Origin of the sequence: Plantibacter sp. MCCC 1A11337 (assembly GCF_013349365.1) — a bacterium.
GTDB classification, from domain to species: Bacteria; Actinomycetota; Actinomycetes; order Actinomycetales; family Microbacteriaceae; genus Plantibacter; species Plantibacter flavus_A.
On record NZ_JABJWX010000004.1, the window covers coordinates 1 to 23,350 of the forward strand.

Sequence of the window (23,350 nt, forward strand, 5' to 3'; positions counted from 1 at the left end):
CGGGCGAGGAGGCGGACCTCCTCGGCGTCCAGAGCAGCACGCCGACGCTGGATCTCCTCGTACTGCTCCGAGAACTCCGCGAGCTGCGCGGCGTATTCGTCGCCGACGAGGGTCGCGGTGATGGTGGTCTCGGTCATGGGACAACTCCACCATGGACCACTGACATTCCAGATGCCGAGTCGCACCGGTTGTGGAAGTCTCCTCGTGTGCCCTTCGACAGGCTCAGGGACCGGGGAAGGGTCGCTCGTGGACCGGGAAAGGGCTGCTCAGAGCCGGAGGGAAATCGGGCGCACCTCCTCCGATCACTGAGCCTGTCGAAGTGCTTACGTGCGCCCTTCGACAAGCTCAGGGACCGGGGAGGGCGCTCAGCGGACCGGGGAGGATGCTTCAGAGGATCGGAGGAGGTTGCTCAGGGACCGGGGGTGCTCCGGACCGGGGAGGGTGCTCAGGGACCCGGGGGAAGTCGCGCAGGCGGCGGGAGAGGTCAAACGAAAGGAGGGCCAGCACCCGATGCTGGCCCTCCGTGACGTTCGTGGGTCAGAGCGGTAACCCGAATACCGCTCTGACCCGCCCCCGAACTCCTGCCCGCTTACCCTAGATGGAGCAGGAGCTGGTGAAGTGGTCTCGATGAGACTCAACTGTCGAGAATGATCATCCCCCATCAGGGGTACCCCCGACAGTCGGCACTATGGAGGACACGAACGGGGGACAGCACCGCGCGCCACGAGGGGCAACCGGTGGTCGTCCGCCCAGGCGGATCAGCCCGTGAACGCGCGCCAGTGTCCGGGGCCCGCGGTGATCCCCGTACGGAGGTTCCGCCTCGTCCGCTCCCACGTCGACGGGACACGGGGCGCCGGGGCGGTGTCGGCGTCGCGCAGCGCCTGTTCGGCGATCGCGACGCTCAGCACCGCGGTCAGCGCAGCCAGTTCCTCGTCTGTGGGCGCACCGCGCACGATCCGCAGATCGATCGACGACGGCTCGGTCGTGCTCGGCTCGGTGCCGGTGCTCACAGCGGGATGTTCCCGTGCTTCTTGGCGGGCAGGCTCGCACGCTTCGTCCGGAGTGCGCGGAGCGCCTTGATGACCGAGACCCGCGTGGCAGCCGGCTCGATGACGCCGTCCAGCTCGCCGCGCTCGGCGGCGAGGAACGGGCTCGCCACGTTGTAGGTGTACTCGTTCGCGAGGCGCGTGCGCACGGCGGCGACGTCCTCGCCGGCCTCCTCGGCCCGCTTGATCTCGCCGCGATACAGGATGTTGACGGCACCCTGCCCGCCCATGACCGCGATCTCGGCCGTGGGCCAGGCGAGGTTGATGTCGGCCCCGAGCTGCTTCGAGCCCATGACGATGTAGGCGCCGCCGTAGGCCTTGCGCAGGATGACGGTCACCAGGGGCACCGTGGCCTCGGCGTAGGCGTAGAGGAGCTTCGCGCCGCGGCGGATGACGCCGGTCCACTCCTGGTCGGTGCCGGGCAGGTAGCCGGGGACGTCGACCAGGGTGAGGATCGGGATGCTGAACGCGTCGCAGAACCGGACGAACCGACTCGCCTTCTCGCCCGCTTCGATGTTGAGCGTCCCGGCCATCTGGGAGGGCTGGTTCGCGATGACACCGACCGACCGTCCCTCGACGCGCGCGAAACCGATGACGATGTTCGGCGCGAAGAGCGGCTGGACCTCGAGGAAGTCCGCGTCGTCGACGACGTGCTCGATGACGGTCTTCACGTCGTAGGGCTGGTTCGGCGAGTCGGGGATGAGGGTGTTGAGTCGGCGGTCCTCGTCCGTCGTCTCCAGCTCCACCTCGACGTCGAAGACCGTGGCCTCGGACAGGTTGTTGTCGGGCAGGAAGCCGACGAGGGTCCGGGCGTAGTCGAGCGCGTCCGGCTCGTCGCTCGCGAGGTAATGGGCGACGCCCGAGCGGGTGTTGTGCGTGTACCCGCCGCCGAGCTCCTCCATGCCGACGTCCTCGCCCGTGACGGTCTTGATGACGTCGGGCCCCGTGACGAACATCTGGCTCGTCTTGTCGACCATGATGACGAAATCGGTGAGTGCGGGGGAGTAGACGGCACCGCCGGCCGCCGGACCCATGATGATGGAGATCTGCGGGATGACCCCGGAGGCCTGCGTGTTGCGTCGGAAGATCTCGCCGTACTTGCCGAGCGCGACGACGCCCTCCTGGATGCGCGCGCCGCCGGAGTCGAGCATGCCGATGATCGGGACGCCCGTCTTCAACGCGAGGTCCATGATCTTGATGATCTTGTCGCCGGCGACCTCGCCGAGCGAACCGCCGAAGATGGTGAAGTCCTGCGAGTACACGGCGACCTGGCGGCCGTGGATGGTGCCGGTGCCGGTGACGACGGCATCGCCGTACGGCCGTGAGCGGTCCATGCCGAAGGCGGTCGTGCGGTGCCGCACGAACTCGTCGAGTTCGACGAAGCTGCCGTGGTCGAGCAGCTGCTCGATGCGCTCCCGCGCGGTGAGCTTGCCCTTCTTGTGCTGCTTCTCGATGGCGGCTTCGCCGCTCGCCGTCACGGCCTCGTGATAGCGATTCTTGAGGTCGGCGAGCTTCCCGGCCGTCGTGTACAGGTCAGGGCCGGAGGTGGTTTCGTCGGTCACGCTTTCACCTTACCCGGTGGTCCCCCGGCCGACCCGTTGACGATCGGGTACAAGCGGCGCGCTGATCCGTTGTCGGCATCGTCCAAGCATGCCGGTGGGCGACGCGGGCACCGACGACGGGCCTCAGTAGGGTTGTGCCATGGATCTGCCCCTCGCCGCCGCCCTCGTCCCACGCCTCGAGATCCTCGCCCACGCCGGCTCCACCAACGACGAACTCGCCCGACGCGTGCGCGAGGACGGCGGCGCCGCGTGGCCGGACCGCGCGGTCGTCGTCACCGACGACCAGCGCGGGGGACGAGGCCGCCTCGGTCGCGTGTGGACGGTGCCACCCGGCACGTCACTCGCCGTCTCGGTCCTGCTCCGGCCGGTCACTCCGTCGGGTGATCCGCTCCCGCTGCAGGCCTACGGCTGGCTCCCGCTCCTCGCGGGTGCGGCGCTCGCGGAGTCGCTCCGGGAGCTCGGGGTGCCCGCCGACGTGAAGTGGCCGAACGACGTGCTCATCGGCGGTCGGAAGGTGTCCGGCATCCTCGCCGAGCTGCTGCCGAGTGGGGACGCGGTGATCCTCGGGACCGGTGTCAACCTCCGTCAGCGTGCCGAGGAACTGCCGACCGACCGGTCCACCTCGCTCGCGCTCGCCGGTCTCGTCGATCCTGACCCGGACACCGTCCTCGTCGGCTACCTGCGCGCGTTCGGCACACTGTACGACGCCTACCTGGCGGCGTCCGGTGACGCCGAGGCCAGCGGGCTCCGAGCTGCGGTCACCGAGCGATGCGTGACGTTGGACAGCTCGGTGCGGGTGGAACTCCCCGGCGGCGACATCCTGACCGGGACGGCCGAGCGGATCGACGCCGACGGGCGGCTCGTCGTCCGACCGACCGACGGTGGTGCGCCGGTCGCGGTGGCGGCCGGCGACGTCACGCACGTGCGCTGAGCGTTCCCGCCTGTTCGGTGAGGGACCGGCGTGCGAGTACCGTCGCGCCGGAGACGGCTGCCGGCATGACCAGCACGGACAGGACCGGCACGAGGAAGAGGACCGCGACCGTCATCCCGAAGCCCAGGGTGCGGGCGCGTCTCCTCGCGAGGGTCCGGCGGCGGTCGCGCAACGACAATCCCCTCGCGTCGAACGCGTAGCCCGTCAGCTCGAGGGCGAGGAACCAACCGCTCACGGCGAGCCCGAGCACCGGGACCACCGTCTGGCCGACCACCGGGACGAAGCCGAGGAGGAAGAGGACGGCCGCCGTCGGGATGGTGAGCATGAGCAGGCCGAGTGCCCGGGTGACACCGGTGAGGAGTCCGCGCCAGGCGGACTCACCCGACTCCGGAGGAGCGTCGCCGAGGGTGCGTTCGACGTCGGCCCAGATCCGCTCGTAGAAGGGGTCGCCGACGAGGAGCGTCGCTGCGGCGTAGGCGTACAGCATCACCACGACGGCGACGGCCACCAATGCCACCGCTGCGGCCACCCGGATGGACGAGCGGTACGGCTCGTCCCAGGTGTCGGCGAACGGTGTCGCCCAGTCGACGATCGTGGCGGCGTTGACGCCGAGGAGGACGAGCAGCGCGATGAACACGACGCCCACGATCGCGGCGGGGACCATGCCGAGCAGCATGCGCTTCGGCGAGGTACCCCAGAGGCGGAACCCGCCGAAGAGGATGCCGATCCCCTCGAGGAACGACCCGACGACGCCGGGGTGCTGCGCCGTCGGTGCGGTGCTGTCGGCCGGTTTCACGCCTTCATGCTAGCCGGGCGGCCGATGCACGCATGCTCGGGATCGCCGACGGGCGGGGTGGGAGCAGGCGGCGGGTTGCCGCGACTGCTAAGAATGGGAGTATGGCTGATCCCGGTATGACGGGGCCGGGCAGGCCGGCTCCTCCCGCGGCGGCGACCGAACGTGTGGTCGCACGCCTGCGTCCGCATGCCCGGCGGCTCCTGCTCCCTGCCCTCCTGCTCATCGCGGTGAGCGGCGCCGGAGCGTACTTCTTCGGCTCGTTCGACCTCGAGTGGCAGAACTGGGCCGTCCTCATCGGCGGCGGGGTGATCGTGCTGGTCGCCTGCGTCCTGCCGTTCATCGCCTGGCTGTCGGTCCGCTACGTGATCACGACCCGGCGACTGATCGTCCGTCGCGGGTTCTTCGTGCGGACGCGCCAGGAGCTCTACCACGCCCGCGGCTACGGCATCACGGTGCACAAGAGCTGGGTGCAGAGCGCCTTCGGGAGCGGCAACGTCCGGGTGACGAGCGGTGGCGAGGTGCCCGTCGTCCTGCGGGACGTGCCCGGTGCGGTCCTCGTCCAGAACGCCCTGCACGAGCTCGTTGCGGAGAACCAGAGCATCGCCGCGCCGTACCCGGCAGCTCCGCCTCCGATGCAGCAGCCACCGGTCCGACGCTGACCGGTGCGGGGCGCGCCCGGCCGGTACGATGTTCGAGTCGGGGCACCCGCCGATCCGCCTCAGGATCCGCCCGTCCCGCCTGCCGAAACGAGACCCGCCGGCCGGTCGCCGGAGAGCTGGAGTGAACCCATGAGCATTCGCGTCGGAGTGATCGGCGGCGGTCAGCTGGCCAGGATGATGGTGCCCGCGGCCGTGAACCTCGGACTCGACATCCGGGTGCTCGCCGAGCAGGAGGGCATGTCCGCCCGGCTCGCCACCGTCGAGGTGGGCGACTACCGCGACGCCGACACGGTGCTCGCCTTCGCCGAGACGGTCGACGTCATCACCTTCGACCACGAGCACGTGCCACAGCAGGTCCTGCGGGCGCTCGTCGATGCCGGTGTCCAGGTACACCCGGGACCGGACGCGCTCGCCGTCGCCCAGGACAAGCTGCTCATGCGCGAACGCCTCACGGAGCTCGGACTGCCGGTGCCCGACTGGGCGCGCGTGCACGATCAGGAGGAGCTCGCCGCCTTCCTCGCCGAGCACGGCGGGAAGGGCGTCGTGAAGACGCCACGTGGTGGCTACGACGGCAAGGGCGTCCGCGTCGTCCACGGACCGAACGAGGTCGACGACTGGTTCACGGCGCTCTCCGAGGACGCCAACGGCGGAGCACTGCTCGTCGAGGAGCTGGTGTCGTTCCGGCGCGAGCTCGCCCAGCTCGTCGCCCGGCGCCCGTCCGGCGAGGTGGTGCCGTGGCGCGTCGTCGAGACCGTCCAACTCGGCGGGGTGTGCAGCGAGGTCATCGCTCCGGCGCCCGGCTCGGCTGGTCGGCTCGCCGACACCGCGGAGGAGATCGCCGTGACCGTCGCGACCGCGCTCGGGGTGACGGGCGTCCTGGCCGTCGAACTCTTCGAGACCGACGACGACCGCCTGCTCATCAACGAACTCGCCATGCGTCCGCACAACAGCGGGCACTGGACGCAGGACGGCAGCGTCACGAGCCAGTTCGAGCAGCACCTGCGGGCCGTCCTCGACCTGCCCCTCGGCTGGACGGGCTGCCACCGCGATTGGACCGTCATGGTGAACGTCCTCGGCGGGCCCGCGGAGGGGACGCTCGACGACCGGTACCCGCAGGTCCTCGGTGCGCACCCGCTGGCGAAGGTGCACAACTACGGCAAGGACCCGCGCCCCGGGCGTAAGGTCGGCCACGTCAACGTCGCCGGCGACGACCTCGACGACGTCGTGTACGAGGCACGGGCCGCCGCGGCGTTGCTCGGAGCCGAGAACGCCTGACCGCCCTTCGACAAGCTCAGGGGCCGGGTGAGGGCCTCAGGGACCGGGTGAGGGCCTCAGGGACCGGGTGAGGGCCTCAGGGATCGGGCGGGGAGCCCAGGGACCGGGCGGGGCGCCCGGGGATCGGTGACCGGTCCCTGAGCCTGTCGAAGGGCCCTGCTCACGAGCCCGCAGCGCCTCAGTACACGTCGCGGATGTAGCGCTTCTCGCGCTTCAGCGTGTGCACGTACTCGGCCGCGGCCTCGGTCGAACGCCCGCCGTGTTCGGCGATGAGCTCATGCAGCGCCTGGTCGACGTCCTTCGCCATCCGTGAGGCGTCACCGCAGACGGCGAAGTGGCCGCCCTCCTCGAGCCAGGCGTAGAGCTCCTTGCCGTTCTCGCGCATCCGGGTCTGGACGTACACCTTCTCGCGCTGGTCGCGGGAGAACGCGAGGTCCAGACGGTCCAACACCCCTCCGGTGAGCAGCTCGCCGAGTTCGTCCTCGTAGATGAAGTCGTGCGCTCGGTGCTGGTCGCCGAAGAACAGCCAGTTCCGACCCGTCGCCCCGCGCTCGCGGCGCTCCTGGAGGAACGAGCGGAACGGCGCGATCCCGGTTCCCGGGCCGACCATGATGAGCGGTGCATCGTCGTCCGAGGGCACCCGGAAGCCCGCGTTCGCGGAGACGAAGATCCCGCTCGTGGCACCCTCCGCGACCCGGTCGGCGAGATGCGTCGACGCGACGCCGCCGTGCAGACGGTCGCCGACCGCGTACCGGACGCTCGCTACGGTGAGGTGCACGCGCCCGTCGGCCGCCAGCGGACTGGACGAGATCGAGTACGCGCGGTGCTGGAGCGGACGCAGCACGTCGAGGAGCGAGGCGGCGTCGAACCGGACCGCGGTGGAGCGCAGGAGGTCGAGGATGTCGCGGTCGCGCAACCAGGAGTCGAGCGTCTCCGCCTGGGCGAGCGCGAGGATCCCCGCCAGCTCCGAGCCCGGCGCGCGGTCGGCGAGCTCGGCCACGAGGTCCTTCGACGGGGTGCGGATCTCGAACCCGTGGGTGAGCCGGTCCGCCAGGGTCGAGCCGTCGACCGACTCGTCCGCGGTCGCGTCCAGTTCGGCGATGATGGCGTCGACGAGCGCCGGGTCGTTGCTCGGCATGACGCCGAGGGCGTCGCCGGCCGCGTATTCGATGCCGCTGTCGCCAAGGTCGAACTCGTAGTGCCGGATCTCCTTCGACGAGGCGGGCCCGGACAGGACGCGGTTGACGGCGAGGGTCGCGCCGTACGGCGTCTTGCGGGTCCACGGTGAACGCGTGCGGCCGGGCTTCTTCGCCGGTTTGGCCGCCGGCGCGGGAGCGGGTGCCGCATCGGCATCCGTCGGGGCGAGGGCGCCGAACAGCGACAGCGCCTGCGTGGTCCACGCCGCGGCGGGCTCCTCGTAGTCGACGTCGCAGTCCACGCGGGCGAGGATGCGTTCCGCGCCGAGCTGCTCCAAGCGCGTGTCGATGAGCTTGCCCGCCTGGCAGAACCCGTCGTATCCGGAGTCGCCGAGCGCGAGCACGGAGAACTTCAGGCCGTCGAGGCGTGGTGCGGTGCTCGCCTGAAGCGTCTCCCAGAACAGTCCGGCGTTGTCGGGCATCTCACCTTCGCCGTACGTGGAGGTGATGACGACGACGTGTCCCATCGTCGGGAGCCGGTCGACCTCGACGTCGTCGAGCCCGATCGTCGTCACCGCCACGCCGTAGCCGGAGGCGGCTCGGCCGAGATCCTCCGCGATGGCCTCCGCGGTGCCCGTCTGCGTCCCGACGAGCACGTGCAGGGCGAGCTGCGGCGTGCGGCCACCTGCGTCGGTGGCGTCGATCGCGCTGGAGCGGACACCGGCCAGGAAACCGGCGAGCCAGACACGCTGCTCGGGGCTGAACGGTGCGTCCGCCGGGATGAACGGGTCGTCGGCGCTGCTGCCGAGCGCGGCGAGCGCCTCGAAGAGCACCGGGCTCGATCCGATCGCCGTCGGTGTCCGTGTCTCGGTCATGATCCCCTCCGGGCCGGGCGCGTTCATCGGCCACCCGCCAGCGTCAGTTCGGCCAGAGCGGCCGATGCAAGGAGTGCTTCGGTGCCACCGGTCGCTGCGGATCGGGCACGGTTCTTGGCGTGCTGGTGCATGATCCACCCCGTGGTGCCCGGGTGGTCGATCGACCGCACGTTCCGCAGCCGCAGGGCCTCCGTGTAGTCGTGGAGTCGCTTCGACGCGATCATGGCGGCGAGCGCCCCGTCGTCGTACCGTTCGAGCAGCTCTCGAGCCGCCCGCTGCACCCGCTGCATGACGAAGAAGTCCTCGGTGAGGATGAGCGTGCGCACGCTCGCCTGCACGAGCGGGTGCGACGGGTCGTCGACGCCTGGTGTGCGGGACAGCGCGACCTCCTGGGCGAGCTTCAGCACCGTGTAGCTCGTGAGGAGTGCGTAGACGTCCTGCGGGTCAGCCGCCGGTTCGCCGAGTCCGGGGGCACGACCGCCGCGGACCGGCCGGCGGTCGCGGTAGTCGAGCTTGAAGGTGCGGAGCTGCTGTGCCGCGAGGGCCGCGCCGAGCTCGTCGAGGAGTTCCTTCCGGCTCTTGGCTGCGAGGATCGCGTCGCTGTCCTGGTAGAGGAGCAGTGCGCGGGGCATGCCGAACACGAACTGGTGCCTCGCCGTGTCCCACTCGGCGAGCAACCGGGAGGCGAGCGGCGAGCCGGTCGCCTCGACGTGCCACTCCAGCAGCAGGAGCACGGCGGCCTCGTGGAACGCCGCCTGCTCGCCCTCGGTGATCGATCCGAGGAGGAGCGAGTCCGCGCTGACCTTGCTCGGCAGTTCGCCCCGCGGGTCGTACTGGTAGACGAAGCCACCGCTCATCCCGTTGCCGAAGCCGATACCGAAGCCGCCGAGGTTCAGCACGGCGCCGTTGGTCATGTACTCGCAGGCGTAGTCGCCGACGCCCTCGACGACCGCGGTGGCGCCCGAGTTGCGGACGGCGAAGCGGTCGCCGGCCTCGCCCTGGACGAAGGTGCGGCCGCCGGTCGCCCCGAAGAGCGCGAAGTTGCCGATGAGGACGTTGCCGCCGTCCTCCGAGCTGCCGCCGCCGGGGGAGAGGATCGCGATGGTGCCACCGGAGGCGCTCTTCCCGACGCCGTCGTTGCAGGTGCCGGTGTGCCGCCAGTGCAGGCCGTCGACGCAGAACGCCGCGTACGACTGCCCCGCGGAGTGTTCGGTGCGGATGGTCACGGTGTCGGCGGCGAGCGAACGGTGGCCGCGGTCGTCGGTGACGACGGACGGGATCGCCGCCGCCTGGGCGTCGTCGAGCTCATGGTTGAGGATGCGCTCGAGGTCGATCGCGAGCTGCCCGCCCACGGAACGCCAGCGGTTGCCGAGGCGGATCCCGCCGTCGGCGTCCTCGGCTCCGAGGTCGAGCGTCGTCCGGCCGTCGTCGAAGAGTCCTGCCCGTACCCGCTCGATGAGGGCGTCGTCGAGCGTGAAGTCCTTCTCCAGGTAGACGGGGTCGGTGACGACGACCTCGGGGACGACCGCGAGCATGGCCCGCAGGTCGAGGTCCGCGACGGCGGCCGGATGGTCGACGAGGTGGAGGAGGTCGGTGCGACCGCGGGCTTCGCGGAGCGAGCGGAGGCCGAGGATGGCGAGCCGCTCGCGGACGTCGTGCGCGATGTTCAGGAGGTACTGCGCGAGCGCGCGCGGGTCGCCGTCGAAGGTCTCCGGGTTGGTCGTGAGACCGGCCGGGCACTTCACGTTGCAGTTCTTCGCCATGACGCACTTGAGCATCATGAGCGCGGTGGTCCCGAACTCGAAGCTGTCGCCGCCGAGCAGGGCGGAGATGACGACGTCGCGACCGGTCTGGTGCGCGCCGGAGCAGCGCAGGGTGACCTTCGACCGCAGACCGTTCGCGCTGAGGGCCTGGTGGACCTCGGCGATGCCGATCTCGGCGCTGCGTCCGGCGTACTTGAGGCTCGTCACGGCGGCTGCGCCGGTCCCTCCGGTGTTGCCGGCCACGTTGATGACGTCGGCACCGGCCTTGGCGACGCCGACGGCGATCGTGCCGATGCCCTCGGAGGAGACGAGCTTGACGACGACGCGGACCCGTGCCGCCTTGCAGTCGTGGATGAGCTGCGCGAGGTCCTCGATCGAGTAGGTGTCGTGGTGCGGTGGCGGCGAGACGAGCTCGATGCCGGGCGTGCCACCCCGGGCGGCGGCGATGTCCACCGTCACCTTGGGAGCCGGGAGCTGACCGCCTTCGCCGGGCTTCGCGCCCTGGCCGATCTTGATCTCGAGCTCCTGGAGCATCGGGTCGGCGAGGTAGCCGGCCCAGACGCCGAAGCGCCCGGAGGCGAACTGCTTGATGCGCGAGCCGCGGATGGTGCCGTAGCGGGACAGGTGCTCGCCGCCCTCGCCACTGTTCGACATCCCGCCGACCATGTTGGTGCCGTGCGCGACCGCCTCGTGCGCGGTCGCCACGAGGGCGCCGTGGCTCATCGCCCCGGATGCGAGGGATCGGGTGATCTCGCTCGCCGGCTGGACGAGGTCGGTCGAGATGCTCTCGGCCCCCTCGACGAGCATCGAGAAGTAGTCGTCGGCGGACCCCGTCGCCTCGACGATGAGGTCGCCACCGGAGATCCAGTGCCCCGTCACCTCGCCGCCGAAGCGGTGGACGTAGTACTCGCCGAGCGCCGAGACCCGGGTGAGGTCGCCCGCGAGCGGTCCCGTGAGCTGCAGCCGGTGCCGACCCTGCTCGGTCCGCGTCGCGCGCAGGCCGCGGACGACGATCGAGGAGTTGCCGACGGGGCCGAGCCGATCGAGCTCGCGCGCGAACTCCTCCGGGGTGGTCAGCCGGGTGATGTCCTCGGGCAGCACGAGCACGTCGCGGAGGGCGGCCGGGCGACGGCGCCGCTCGGTGGTCATCGACTGGACGAAGGAGCGGTAGCCGGGCGTGATGGTGAAGGCGTCGATCTCGTCGTCGTCGAGGGCGTCGAAGGAGGTGTGCTGGTAGGCGTCGTCGTCGATCCCGAACGCGTCCTCGAGGTTCCCGATGGTGTGGAGGCGCAGCGGGTCGTCGCCGAGCGTGCCGCCGTCGCGGTCGACGGCGGTCGTGCCCGCTCGCGGCAGCTGCACGGGCTCCTCAGTGAGGTCGACGAAGCCGCGGACCGCGGTCGTCCCGTAGGAGTGGCCGGCGCCCTCGGCGCGTTCCTTGAACAGGCCGAGGAGCGGGACGTCCGCGTCGCTCGACGTCGTCAGGGCGCGCTGGTGCCAGGCGCTCGCCGTCCGGGCGATCCCGGCGAACCCGACGCCGCCGACGGGGGCGCGGAGGTGCGGGAAGGCGCGCGCGAGCACGGGGTCGCTCGTGTCGAGGTAGTTCGGCTCGAAGAACTCTCCGCCGATGTAGCTCTCGACGGTGCACAAGCCGACCCGACCCATGGTCTTCAGGAGCGACTTCTCGGCGGCGTACGCGAACCGTCGGAACGCGGCTTCCACCTCGTCGGGGTGCTGCTGCTCGGCGCGGAGGCGGACCGCGAGCGGGTGCACCGCCGACGCACCGAAGCCGAGGGCGGAGGCGACGTGGTGCGAGGACGGCAGCTGGCCGCTGTCGACCACGAGCGACACGCGGAGCCGGAGGCCGTCGTCGATGAGTCGCTGGTTGACGGCCGCCACGACGAGGATGAGCGGCAGGGCGGCACCCTCCGCGTGGACGCCGCGGTCGCTGAGGATCGCGATGCCGCCGTTCTCTGCGGCGAACCCGGCGACCTCCGCGGCCACGCGCTCGACGGCGGCCTCGAGCGCGTCGGCGTTCGCCTGCGCGTCCACCTCGGGCCGGTAGAGGATGTCGAACCACGCGACCGGCGACTCGTGCTGAGCGCTGAGGCGCCGCAGTTCGTCCTCGCTGACGATGGGGGATCGGAGGACGAGCTGCTTCGTGCCGACCGTGCCGCTACCGGGCTTCGGACCGAGCGCGACCCGCAGGGTCATGCCGTCAGCCTCACGGATGCTGTCGAGCGGCGGGTTGGTCACCTGGGCGAAGCGCTGGGAGAAGTACTTCGCCAGGCCGCCCTCCTGGTCGGACAGGGCGTTGATGGCGTTGCCGTAGCCCATCGCCGAGATCCGCTCCTTGCCAGAGGCGAGCATCGGGTCCGTCATGAACCGGAAGCTCTCCTGGTTGAGGGAGTAGGCGACGTAGCGCTGCACCTGGCTCAGCCCACCGCGGTAGGCGAACGCGTCGTCCGCCGAGGCCGTCGGTGCGGACACCGGGACGCCCCGGTCCTCGAGCGCGTCGAGGTCGGTGGCCGATGCGGCGAGCATCGCCGGGTAGTCCTTGCGTGCCGCGAGGAGCTCGAGCGCCTCGCCCGTTCGGAGGCGCGTGCCCGTGCGGTGGTCGTAGGCGAGCATGCCGCCGGCCTCGATGCGACCGCGGTGGACCACCTCGTCGTCCGGGAACGGCAGCTGCCCCGCCTCGGAGGTGACGCAGAGGTAGTCTGCCGTCTCGACGCTGCGCAGCGGGCGCAGGCCGAGGCGGTCGAGCCGGGCGCCGACGGTCGTGCCGTCGTTGAAGATGAGGGCGGCCGGGCCGTCGTTCTTCTCCTCGACGAGCGAGAAGTACTCGAGCATCGCCCGAACCTCGCGGCTCAGCGTGCGATCGTTCTCCCAGGCCGGGGGCATGACCGATACGACCGCCTCGAGCAGTTCGAGGCCGTCCTCGACGACGCGGCTGTGCAGCGTCTGGTCGAGGCGCGAGCTGTCCGACTGGCCCCTGGCCCGGATGATCTTCCGGCCCCGCGATGCCGCCAGCGCCGTCTCGGACAGACGGTTCTTGCGGTCGGTGTTGAGCTCGCCGTTGTGCGCCATGAGGCGGAAGGGCTGCGCCATCGACGGGTGGGGAGCGGTGTTCGTCGAGAACCTGGTGTGGAAGGCGAGGGTCCTCACCCGGTGCAGGGGGTCGGCCAGGTCGGCGAAGTAGGGGATGACCTCGCCGGAGTTGAGGCGTCCCTTGAGGACCTGGGTGCGCGTGCTGAGCGACAGCGGGTACAGGCCGTCGAGGGTGAGGTCCGTGTAGGCGGTGGCCTCGATCGCGAGCAGGGCCGCGTGCGCGCGCCGGTCGAGGTCCTCCGTGGAGGCGTCGTCCGACGGCTCGAAGATCCACTGCCGGATCGGCAGCTGGTACTGCACCGCCTTCGGGCGCAGGACGGCGTCGACCGTCGGCACGGCACGCGCGAGCAGCACGGTGAAGCCGGCCTCGACGAGCGAGCGTTCGATGAGCGCCTCGGCGTCGCCGATCCGACCGTGGTCGACCGGGAGGAAGACGTTCGCGACGCCGAACCGCCCGGCGACGAGCGGCTTGCCGACGAGGGAGCTGAAGAAGTCGACCGAGAGGTCGATCTGCACGCCCGCTCCGTCGCCGACACCCTCGGAGGACATGCCGCCGCGGTGGGGGATGGCGCACAGGGCGGTGTCGCCGAGGGCGATGACGTCGTGGCTCTGCACGCCGTCCTTACGGGTGATGAAGCCGACGCCGCAGTCGCTCTTGTCGGTCTGGCGATCGACGAGGTCGGGCAGGGGCGATGGTGCTGCGGTGCGCGGGCGCGGTGGAACGGAAGACGAGATCACGACGGGGTACCCCTCGGAATGCGGGCGCTGGACGGCCCGGAGACGGTGAGATGACGGGACCGGATCTACGTCGCTGGAGGCTGGGTCCGTGTCGACGCGGGCGCTGGGTGCGGCGGCCGTCGTCTGCATGAATGGAGGTGTTCCGATCCTAACCGGGCCGTCCCGCCCACTCAACCGTAACGAGCCGAACCCGGCCGATCGGCGTAGGCTGGGTGTTTCCGGTACGTATGGGACACGCCGTGAGCGCTCCGGCGGCTCCCGTCGACGGCCCATCGCGCAGCGCCCGGATGCGCTGCGGGGCGGCTCACGAGCCGGCCCGTGGTGGATCGGATCGCGACCGGACGACCGATGTGCAGCCAGCTGCATGTTTTTCGGACCAGAATGGTGAGATGACGACAGAGCACACGGCTGCGACCGGTCGCGGCTTCGCGCACGCCAAAGCGATCCTGCTGGGCGAGCACGCCGTCGTCTACGGTTCTCCAGCCGTCGCCCTGCCCATCCCGTCGCTCCGGGTCGAGGCGACCGCCCGGCGCATCGACGGGGCCTCTGTCCTCGACACCGAGATCTCGCTCGGCCCGCTTGACGCCTCCGATCCGCTCGGGACCACCGTCCTCGAGACCCTCGCGCACGTCGGTGCGGCCCCGGCCGGCGTCGAGGTCGTCGTCCGCGGGACGCTCCCGATCGGACGGGGCCTCGGTTCGAGCGCCGCAGCGGCCAACGCGATCGTGGACGCCGTCGCCGACCTCCACGGTGTGGCGCTCGACGACGCCGACCGGTTCGAGCTCGTGCAGCGCGGCGAACGCGTCGCCCACGGGACGCCCAGCGGCCTCGACGCCCGGGCCACGAGCGCCTCGACACCCATCCTCTTCACCGCCGGCCGGGTCGAGCATCCGCCGATCCGCTTCGGCGGCAGCTTCGTCGTGGCCGACACCGGTGCGCGCGGGTCGACCCGGAAGGCGGTCGCCGACGTCCGCACCTTCGTCGAGCTGCACCCCGAGCGCGGCCGGACGCTCCTGGCCGAGCTCGAACGCGGGACCCTGGCGGGCGTCTCAGACCTCGCCGCGGACCGCCGCGACGACCTCGGGACCCGCATGAACACGGCGCAGGTCGTCCTCGACGAACTCGGCGCCGGCCACCCCGCCATCACCGCGCTCATCGAGGTCGCCACGGCGAACGGCGCCCTCGGCGCGAAGCTCACGGGCGGCGGGCAGGGTGGATGCATCATCACCCTCGCCGCGGACCCCGCGTCAGCCCGACGCATCTCGCAAGCCCTCCTCGAGGCCGGAGCACTCGGCACCTGGACGATCGACGCGGAGGACTACGCGTGACCCTGACCCCGCAACAGCACGCCGAGACCGCGTCGGCCGACGGCGCCGCGACCGCGCTGGCCAACCCCAACATCGCCCTCGTCAAGTACTGGGGCAAGCGGGACGAGGCGCTCATCCTCCCGTGGACCGGAAGCCTCTCACTGACCCTCGACGCGGCGCCCACGACGACGACGGTGCGACTGACGGACGCAGCCGACGACGTCGTGCTCCTCGGCGGACGAGCCCTCGAGGGCACCGCCCGCTCCCGCGTCACACGCTTCATCGACCTCGTGCGCGCGCTCGCCGACCGAGACGAGCGCGTCACCGTCGACTCCCACAACGAGATCCCCACGGGCGCCGGCCTCGCCTCCTCGGCCTCCGGCTTCGCTGCACTGGCGCTCGCCGCATCGACCGCGTTCGGACTCGACCTCGATCGCCGTGCCCTCTCCCGGCTGGCGCGCCGTGGCTCGGGATCGGCCTCCCGCTCGATCTTCGACGGGATCGCCGTCTGGCACGCCGGGCACGACGACGAGAGCTCCTTCGCCGAGGCGGTGCCCGCGCGCGGACTCGAGCTCGGCATGGTCCTCACCGTCCTCGACGCCCGGGCCAAGTCGGTCTCCAGTCGCGACGGCATGCGGCGCACGGTCGACACCTCCCCGTACTACCCCGCCTGGGTCGAACGCACCCCCGTCGAACTCGAGGAGATGCTCGCCGCGATCGCCCGCGCCGACTTCACCGCGGTGGGCACGATCGCGGAGCGGAACGCGATGCGGATGCACGCCACGATGCTCGGCGCCGAGCCGCCGGTCAGGTATTGGGGACCGGCGAGCGTGGAACTGCTCGATCTCGTCGCAAACCTCCGAGGCGACGGCCTCGAATGCTATGCGACGATGGACGCCGGCCCGAACGTGAAGATCCTGTGTCGAGCCGACGCGGTCGACGAGCTCGCGACTCGGATCCTCGAGGCGCAGCCCGACATCGGCGTCATCCCCGCCAGAGCCGGACGGGGCGCGAGGCTCATCACCTCGGAGCCCGGCGGATCGGCGGGCGAGCAGACAACGGAAGGAGCGCGATGATCGAGATCAAGGCGCCCGGCAAGCTCTTCGTGGCCGGCGAGTACGCCGTCGTCGAACCAGGGCACCCCTCCATCCTCGTCGCGGTCGACCGGTGTGTCACCGTCCGACTCGAAGCGAGCGAGCACGAGGGCCGCATCTTCTCCGACCAGTACGGCCGAGCGCCCATCATCTGGCGTCGCAACCGCAACGGGGTCGTCGTCGAGCACGAGGAACGCCCGCTCGACCACGTCCTCTCCGCCGTGAGCACGATGGAGACCCTCGTCGCCGAGCTCGGCGTGGCGCAGCGGTTCTCCGCGCTGTCCATCACCAGTGAGCTCGACGACGCGAGCGGCAGGAAGTTCGGCCTCGGCTCGAGTGCCGCCGTGACGACCGCCACCATCCGCGCCCTCGACGAGTTCTACCAGCTCGACCTCACCCGGACGCAGATGCTCAAGCTCGCGATCCTCGCCACCATCGACGTCGCGCCGGCAGCCTCCGGCGGCGACCTCGCGGCGAGCATGTTCGGCGGCTGGCTCCGCTACACCTCACCCGATCGGGCTCGGCTGCGCGAGGTGCGCCACCGAGAAGGGGTGCTCGCCGCCCTCCGCGACCCCTGGGCCGAGCTGGGACTCGAGCGACTGTCGCCGCCGACCTCGCTCCGGCTCCTCGTCGGCTGGACCGGCGAGCCCGCCTCGACCACGCGTCTCGTCGACGAACTGCAGTCCCGCAAATGGGCGGAGACCGCCCACTACACCTCGTTCCTCGCGGCCAGTCGCGCCGCCGTCGACGCCCTCACGATCGGCTTGAACGACGAGGACCCGGCCCTCGTGCTCGGTGCCGTCCGCTCCGCGCGCGCGACGCTCGCCGGTCTCGGACGCGACGCCGGTGTCGACATCGAGACCGCCGCGCTTGCTCAGCTCTGCGACGCCGCCGAGCGTCTCGGCGGGGCGGCCAAGTCGTCCGGTGCCGGTGGTGGCGACTGCGGGATCGCGTTCATCGGCCAGTCCGTCTCCACCGCCGCCCTCGAAGACGACTGGTCGGCGCACGGCATCGAGCGGCTCCCGCTCACGGTGCATCCGCCGACCGGACTCATCGACGCCGCCCACAGCCCGTGGGGGCCGTCGGAGATCAGCCGTACCGACGACGACGCGGTCGAATCCATCAGATCCACCTACGCTCGTGCTTTCGCCGAGCAGCACGACGTCCTCCGGGGCGGAACGGAACACCACGCATGAGCAACGAACCCGACGGCGTCGCACCGGTCCCACTCAAGTGGATCGGTCCGCTCCACCTGAGCGGCAACGTCATGGAGGGCGAGCAGGAGGTCCCGCTCGCCACCTACGAGAGCCCGCTCTGGCCGTCGGTCCGTCGGGGCGCCCGCATCTCCTCCATGGTCCCCGGCGGCATCCGCGCGACGCTCGTCGACGAGCGGATGAGCCGCTCCGTCCTGTTCGAGGTCGACTCCGCCGGCGACGCCCTGCAGGCGCTCCGCGAGATCGAGCGCAGCCTCCCCGAGCTGCAGGCCGTCGTCGCACAGTCGAGCCACTTCGCAGAACTCATCGAGATCAACTCGCAGATCGCCGGCAACCTGCTCTTCCTGCGCCTCGAGTTCCGCACGGGTGACGCGTCCGGGCACAACATGGTCACGCTCGCGGCGGACCGTCTCATGCCGTACATCATGGAGCGTTGGCCGATGCTCCGGTACGGCTCGATCTCCGGCAACTTCTGCTCTGACAAGAAGGCGACCGCGGTCAACGGCATCCTGGGTCGTGGCAAGAACGTCGTCACCGAGATGACGATCCCGCGGGCGATCGTCGAGCGGTTCCTGCACACGACGCCCGAGCAGATCGTGCAGCTGAACGTGCGCAAGAACCTCGTCGGGACGATCCTCGCCGGTGGCCTGCGTAGCGCGAACGCCCATTACGCCAACATGTTGCTCGCGTTCTACCTGGCGACCGGCCAGGACGCCGCGAACATCGTCGAGGGCTCGCAGGGCGTCACGCACGCCGAGGTCCACGACGGCGACCTCTACTTCTCCTGCACCCTGCCGAACCTCATCGTCGGCACGGTCGGCAACGGCAAGGGGCTCGGCTTCGTCGAGGAGAACCTCACCCGCCTCGGGTGCCGAGAGGACCGTGAACCCGGCGCCAACGCCCGGCGACTCGCCGTCCTGTGTGCTGCCGCCGTCTGGTGCGGCGAACTGTCACTCCTCGCCGCGCAGACCAACCCCGGTGAGCTCATGGCCGCCCACCTGAAGCTCGAACGCAGCGCGCAGACCGCGGCCGGCGCGCCCGCCTGACCCTCCCACCGCACCGGGGGACCGGTGCATCGTCGACGCTCGAACGGAGCACCCCGCACGTGAACACCAACCAGACCACCAGCCCCGCCGTCGGCATCGACGACATCGCCTTCGCGACCGGTGCGAACCGCATCGACCTCGCCGAGCTCGCGGGGCGCTTCGGCGTCGAGCCCGCCAAGTACTACGTCGGTCTCGGCCAGAGCGAGATGAGCGTCCCGGCCGCCGACGAGGACATCGTGACGATGGCCGCCGCAGCCGCAGCGCCGATCATCGAACGGCACGGCAGCGACCGGCTCCGGACCGTCCTGTTCGCCACCGAGTCCGGGATCGACCAGTCGAAGTCCGCGGGCGTCTATGTGCACCGGCTGCTCGGCCTGCCGCAGGCGGTCCGCGTGGTCGAGCTCAAGCAGGCCTGCTACTCGGCCACCGCAGCGCTGCAGTTCGCGGCTGCACTCGTGGCACGGAACCCCGAGGAGACCGTGCTCGTCATCGCGAGCGACGTCGCGCGGTACGAACTGCACTCCAACGCCGAGCCGACGCAGGGCGCCGGGGCCGTCGCCATGCTCGTTGCCGCAGATCCGGCCATCCTCGAGCTCGAGACCGCGACCGGCGTCTACACGCAGGACGTCATGGACTTCTGGCGCCCGAACCACAGTGCGACGGCGATCGTCGACGGCAAGCTGTCCATCTCCGCCTACCAGGACGCCATCGAGGGGGCCTGGGCGGACTACCGGTCACGCGGCGGAGCGGACTTCTCCGAGGTCGACCACTTCTGCTACCACCAGCCGTTCACGAAGATGGCGATCAAGGCGCACCGGCACCTGGCCAAGTCGCTCGGCGCAGGGCGCACCCAGGAGGAGTTGGACGCACAGATCGAGCCGACGACCGGGTACAACCGCCGGATCGGGAACAGCTACACGGCCTCCGTGTACCTCGCGCTGCTCGCGCTGCTCGACGGTGACGACGACCTCACCGGTCGGCGCATCGCGTTCCTCAGCTACGGATCGGGTGCGGTCGCGGAGTGTTTCAGCGGCATCGTGCGTCCGGGCTACCGCTCGGCTCTGCGGAGCGACCTGAACCGTGCGCAGCTCGATGCGCGGACGGTCGTCGACGACGCCCGCTACCTGCAGCTCCTCGAGGACGCGGCGTCGGCCGACGTCCACGACTCCGACCGTCCGCGCGAGACGGGTGCGCCGTTCCGTTTCGCGGGCGTCGTCGGCGACCGCCGGCAGTACGAGCGCACCTCCGCCTGACCGCTCCCGCGCCCCGGCTGTCTTGGGTGGTCGCCAGCGCGGTGCGCTGACGTCACCGCGGGTCGGGGACGTGAGCGCGGGTCTCCAGAGGGGCGCGCTCACGCGTGTGCCCCGCGGTCGTGCCGGTTCCCCCACGCTCGCGTCAGCGCCCCGCGCCGACGCCGGGTTCGACACGCTCGCGTCAGCGCACCGCGCTGGCACTCCACCAGATCAGGGGCTGGTCACCCCCGGGCGGTGGCGGCTCGGATGCGGTCGACGAGGAACGGGCCCAGGGTCCGCGACCAGGTGGCCGTGATGTGGTGCAGATCGCGATAGACGAGCACGTTCCCGACGGCGAGCGGGCAGGTCCCTGCGGCGCAGTACAGCTCGCCGAGATCCACGACCGGCACGGCGCCGTCGGTCATCGCCGCCGTAGCGGTGTTCAGGTCGAACGTCGGGTACGCCTCGGCCACGGGGAAGGCGCACGCCCCTGCGATGAGCTCGGCGGCGCTCGCGCGGTCGACGCAGGCCGCGGCTTCGGTCGGCACGCGGGGATTGTCCCGCAGCACCACGATCGACGTCCCCTGCTCGAGCACCGGTGTCCATGCGGCGAGCGTCGCGCCTCGGATCGCGGCCTGTTCGGCCACCGAGGTCTCGTCCGGACTCTTGGAGGTCACCAGGATGATGTCGTACGGCCGCCCACCCGTGAACGCCTCCTGCATGAGCGTCCGCCGGGCGTCGCAGGCCGCCGAGTCGTCGGGTCCCGGTGCCCGCCACTCGCAGCCCTTGCCGACGTACACGTCGAGCCGCCAGTTGCGTGCCTCGAGCTGGTCGACGAGGCCTGGGATGAGCATCGTGGCGTGCGAGTTCCCGGAGAGCGCGACCCGCGTGGCGTCCGGGCGATCCGAACCGAAGGTGCAGCCGGGGAAGTCCGGCGCGTCGGCGGCTGCGGAACACCGGAAGGTGTCGCCCGTGTCCTCGGTCCGCACCGACAGCGGCGGCAGGAGTTCATCCGCCAACGCCGGATTGGTGCAGCCCGACACGGCCGCATCGGCACCGAAACACGGCTCACCGTCTGCGACGTAGGCGTCCACGGTGCTCGCGAGGGTGCGTTCCTCGGCGGCGACGGTCAGCAACCCCGCCGTCGGGATGCAGAGCACGAGTGCGGTCGCCGCGCCGGCCGACAGGACGGTCCGTGCGGGGCGGGCGTGCGCGAGGACGGGGGCTCGTCGGACGGGGTCCTCGACGAACCGTTTCGTCAGCGCGGCGAGGACCACGGCGACGACCAGGAGAGCGGCCGCGATCGCCCGACCGAGCGGGTCGTCGAGCGCGAGGGGCACGCCGAGTACCCACGGTGCGACCACGATGAGCGGCCAGTGCCACAGGTACAGCGAGTAGGAGAGATCGCCGAGCAGGAGCGACGCACGCGTCCGCGCGAGGGTCGTCACGGACCACCGGTGGGTCGACGACCCACCGACGATCACGAGGAGCGTCCCGAGCACCGGGAGGGCGGCGGCGATCCCGGGGAACGCCGTCCGCTCGGTGAAGGCGACCAGCGCGACCGCCAGGAGGACGACGCCGAGGACACCGGAGGCCGTCCGCCAACGGGTGCGGTGCACGACCACGACCGGCCCGAGCAGCGCGAGGAGACCGCCGGCCGCGAACTCCCAGGCACGGGTCGGCGTGGCGAAGTACGCCGGTGCCGGGTCCGCCGCCGTGTACAGGATCGAGCACAGGAGTGAGGTGGCACCGATGATCCCGAGCGCCACACCGAGGGTGCGGCGGAGGTCCAACGCTCGCCGCCGGGTGAGCCACACGCACAGCACGACGACGAGCGGCCAGCCGAGGTAGAACTGTTCTTCGACGGAGAGCGACCAGAAGTGCTGGACCGGTGACGCGGCGCTGCCCTGTGCGAGATAGTCCACCGAGCTCCCGGCCAGGAACCAGTTCTCCCAGGAGGTCGCGCTCGCCACGGTCTCGGTGAAGAACTGCGTCCAGGCGCTCGGTGGAGCCAGCCGCCAGATGAGGACGGCGGTCACGGCGAGCACGAGCAGGGCGGCCGGCAGGAGCCGCCGGATCCGGCGGGCCCAGAACGCCTGGAGATCGACGCGTCCCGTCGCATCGGCCTGGCGCGCGAGGTGGCTCGTGATCAGATACCCGCTGACGACGAAGAACACGTCGACGCCGACGTAGCCGCCGGGCAGGAGGGTCGACGACAGATGGAAGACCACGACGGACAGGACGGCGATCGCGCGGAGCAGCTGGATGTCGGGCTGCGTGCGCGGAACCGCTCCGAGGAGGGGGGACGCGCCGGTCCGCTCCTGCACCAGCCTCACGCGATCTCCTCCGCCGTCCGGGTCGACGGACGGCGGGCTCAGCGTAGGGAACGCCGGTGACGCACTCGTGGACGGCAGATGACCGGTTCGCTTCGGCTTCAGGTGTTCACGACGGACGACCGACGATCGGGTCAGCCGACGTTCGCGCCGAAGAGCAGGCCGAGCACGTAGGTCGCCGCGGCCGCCCCGTATCCGATCGCGAGTTGCCGCAGTGCCCGGCGGAGTGGTGGACCGCCGGAGAGGAGCCCGACGACGGCGCCGGTTCCGAGCAGGGCCACCCCGACCAGGAGTGCGGCGACGAGCAGTGCGGCGACACCCTGCAGCCCGAACAGGTAGGGCAGGACCGGGATGACGGCGCCCGATGCGAAGAAGCAGAAGCTCGAGAGTGCAGCTCCGAGCCCGGTCCCGATGGCCTCGTGATCCAGCGCGGCACGGGCCTCGCGCTCGTAGGTCCCGGCACCGACGCGGGCCAGGACATCCGCGGCGTGGGCCTCGGCCTCCCCGACGTCCATTCCGCGTGCGCGATACACGAGGGCGAGTTCGTTCGCGTCGACGTCGAGGTGGGGGAGGGCGTCGTCGGCCGCCGGGTTGGGGCTGGACGCCTCGAGCAGTTCCCGCTGCGACCGGACCGAGACGTACTCGCCGGCTCCCATCGACAGCGCGCCCGCCAGGAGGCCCGCGAGCCCGGCGGCGAGGACGACGCCGTTGCCGACGCCGGTGGCGCTCATGCCGATGACGAGTGCGAGGTTCGAGACGAGTCCGTCGTTCGCTCCGAACACGGCCGCCCGGAAGGTTCCGGACAGTCGGTTGCGTCCACGGGCGGCCAGGCCCCGGACGACTTCCTCGTGGATCTGCTCGTCGGCGGCCATCCGCTCGGTGGCCGCGCGTTCGGTCGCGTAGGGCGAGCGTGACTCGGCACGCTGGACGAGCGCCAGGACGAAGACGGATCCGAACCGCCTCGCGAGCCAGCCGAGCAGCCGGGTCCGCAGGTCACCGCGTTGCGGCTTGCCGACGTCGTCGCCGAGCAGGGCGATCCAGTGCGACTCGTGGCGTTTCTCGGCCTCGGCGAGCGCGAGCAGGATGTCGCGCTCCTCACCGCTCCGCCGACCGGCGAGGTCTCGGTAGACGGCGGCCTCGGCGCGTTCGTCGGCGAGGTATCCGCGCCACCGCCGCAGCTCGCGCTGGCTCGGTGGCTCAGGGCGTGCTGCGGATCCGTCCGCGGTCGACGTGCTCAT

At 71.1% G+C, this 23,350-nt stretch carries 15 protein-coding genes; 8 read left to right on the plus strand and 7 right to left on the minus strand.

What is annotated here, in order from left to right:
- Nucleotides 1-758: 758 nt before the first annotated feature.
- Nucleotides 759-1,010 (minus strand): acyl-CoA carboxylase subunit epsilon, encoded by a 252-nt coding sequence (locus tag HOW07_RS14745; protein ID WP_083397471.1) that lies wholly within the window; start codon nt 1,008-1,010, stop codon nt 759-761.
- Nucleotides 1,007-2,608, minus strand: a complete 1,602-nt coding sequence (locus HOW07_RS14750) for an acyl-CoA carboxylase subunit beta (protein WP_071262519.1) — start codon at nt 2,606-2,608, stop codon at nt 1,007-1,009. The genes HOW07_RS14745 and HOW07_RS14750 overlap by 4 nt, the downstream gene beginning before the upstream one ends.
- 139 nt (nt 2,609-2,747) lie before the next feature.
- Between HOW07_RS14750 and HOW07_RS14755 the strand changes: the two genes are divergently transcribed.
- Nucleotides 2,748-3,539, plus strand: a complete 792-nt coding sequence (locus tag HOW07_RS14755; protein ID WP_175117678.1) for a biotin--[acetyl-CoA-carboxylase] ligase — start codon at nt 2,748-2,750, stop codon at nt 3,537-3,539.
- Here HOW07_RS14755 and HOW07_RS14760 read toward each other — a convergent pair.
- Entirely contained in the window at nt 3,523-4,335 is an 813-nt protein-coding gene (locus HOW07_RS14760; protein ID WP_121291906.1) for an EI24 domain-containing protein, read from the minus strand. The two genes, HOW07_RS14755 and HOW07_RS14760, sit on opposite strands and share 17 nt — an antisense overlap.
- A 101-nt stretch (nt 4,336-4,436) precedes the next feature.
- Here HOW07_RS14760 and HOW07_RS14765 point away from each other — a divergent pair, with 101 nt between their 5' ends.
- Together HOW07_RS14765 and HOW07_RS14770 are read left to right on the plus strand one after the other, a co-directional pair.
- On the plus strand, nt 4,437-4,994 hold the full coding sequence (locus HOW07_RS14765; protein WP_231884331.1) for a PH domain-containing protein: 558 nt from the start codon (nt 4,437-4,439) through the stop codon (nt 4,992-4,994).
- A gap of 129 nt (nt 4,995-5,123) precedes the next feature.
- Complete coding sequence (locus HOW07_RS14770) at nt 5,124-6,269, plus strand: 5-(carboxyamino)imidazole ribonucleotide synthase (RefSeq protein ID WP_121291905.1); 1,146 nt, start codon at nt 5,124-5,126, stop codon at nt 6,267-6,269.
- Between the two features lie 178 nt (nt 6,270-6,447).
- Here the strand turns inward: HOW07_RS14770 and HOW07_RS14775 are convergent, their stop codons facing one another.
- Together HOW07_RS14775 and HOW07_RS14780 are read right to left on the minus strand one after the other, a co-directional pair.
- On the minus strand, nt 6,448-8,280 hold the full coding sequence (locus tag HOW07_RS14775) for a sulfite reductase subunit alpha (RefSeq protein ID WP_175117679.1): 1,833 nt from the start codon (nt 8,278-8,280) through the stop codon (nt 6,448-6,450).
- Between the two features lie 23 nt (nt 8,281-8,303).
- Nucleotides 8,304-13,886, minus strand: a complete 5,583-nt coding sequence (locus HOW07_RS14780) for a glutamate synthase-related protein (RefSeq protein ID WP_371743693.1) — start codon at nt 13,884-13,886, stop codon at nt 8,304-8,306.
- 389 nt (nt 13,887-14,275) lie between these two features.
- Here HOW07_RS14780 and mvk point away from each other — a divergent pair, with 389 nt between their 5' ends.
- The 5 genes from mvk to HOW07_RS14805 are packed head-to-tail and all read left to right on the plus strand — an operon-like array spanning nt 14,276 to nt 19,800.
- Nucleotides 14,276-15,214, plus strand: coding sequence for a mevalonate kinase (gene mvk / locus HOW07_RS14785; protein ID WP_175117681.1), 939 nt, complete (start codon nt 14,276-14,278; stop codon nt 15,212-15,214).
- A complete protein-coding gene (gene mvaD, locus HOW07_RS14790) occupies nt 15,211-16,269 on the plus strand; it encodes a diphosphomevalonate decarboxylase (protein WP_314140515.1) in 1,059 nt (352 codons plus the stop codon). The genes mvk and mvaD overlap by 4 nt, the downstream gene beginning before the upstream one ends.
- Nucleotides 16,266-17,483: a phosphomevalonate kinase gene (locus HOW07_RS14795; protein WP_175117683.1), complete on the plus strand. Its 1,218-nt coding sequence runs from the start codon at nt 16,266-16,268 to the stop codon at nt 17,481-17,483. Before mvaD ends, HOW07_RS14795 begins: the two co-directional genes overlap by 4 nt.
- Entirely contained in the window at nt 17,480-18,547 is a 1,068-nt protein-coding gene (locus tag HOW07_RS14800; protein ID WP_079002857.1) for a hydroxymethylglutaryl-CoA reductase, read from the plus strand. The genes HOW07_RS14795 and HOW07_RS14800 overlap by 4 nt, the downstream gene beginning before the upstream one ends.
- A 59-nt stretch (nt 18,548-18,606) precedes the next feature.
- Nucleotides 18,607-19,800, plus strand: a complete 1,194-nt coding sequence (locus tag HOW07_RS14805) for a hydroxymethylglutaryl-CoA synthase (protein ID WP_175117684.1) — start codon at nt 18,607-18,609, stop codon at nt 19,798-19,800.
- A gap of 221 nt (nt 19,801-20,021) precedes the next feature.
- Here HOW07_RS14805 and HOW07_RS14810 read toward each other — a convergent pair whose 3' ends face one another.
- Both HOW07_RS14810 and HOW07_RS14815 read right to left on the minus strand, forming a co-directional pair.
- On the minus strand, nt 20,022-22,115 hold the full coding sequence (locus HOW07_RS14810) for an acyltransferase family protein (RefSeq protein ID WP_175117685.1): 2,094 nt from the start codon (nt 22,113-22,115) through the stop codon (nt 20,022-20,024).
- A gap of 131 nt (nt 22,116-22,246) precedes the next feature.
- Entirely contained in the window at nt 22,247-23,350 is a 1,104-nt protein-coding gene (locus HOW07_RS14815) for a VIT1/CCC1 family protein (RefSeq protein WP_175117686.1), read from the minus strand.

Coding starts and splice junctions, on each gene's coding strand:
- HOW07_RS14755 (WP_175117678.1), top strand. CDS start 2,748: ATGGATCTGCCCCTCGCCGCCGCCCTCGTCCCACGCCTCGAGATCCTC.
- HOW07_RS14765 (WP_231884331.1), top strand. CDS start 4,437: ATGGCTGATCCCGGTATGACGGGGCCGGGCAGGCCGGCTCCTCCCGCG.
- HOW07_RS14770 (WP_121291905.1), top strand. CDS start 5,124: ATGAGCATTCGCGTCGGAGTGATCGGCGGCGGTCAGCTGGCCAGGATG.
- HOW07_RS14775 (WP_175117679.1), bottom strand. CDS start 8,280: ATGACCGAGACACGGACACCGACGGCGATCGGATCGAGCCCGGTGCTC.
- mvk (WP_175117681.1), top strand. CDS start 14,276: ATGACGACAGAGCACACGGCTGCGACCGGTCGCGGCTTCGCGCACGCC.
- HOW07_RS14795 (WP_175117683.1), top strand. CDS start 16,266: ATGATCGAGATCAAGGCGCCCGGCAAGCTCTTCGTGGCCGGCGAGTAC.
- HOW07_RS14800 (WP_079002857.1), top strand. CDS start 17,480: ATGAGCAACGAACCCGACGGCGTCGCACCGGTCCCACTCAAGTGGATC.
- HOW07_RS14815 (WP_175117686.1), bottom strand. CDS start 23,350: ATGAGCACGTCGACCGCGGACGGATCCGCAGCACGCCCTGAGCCACCG.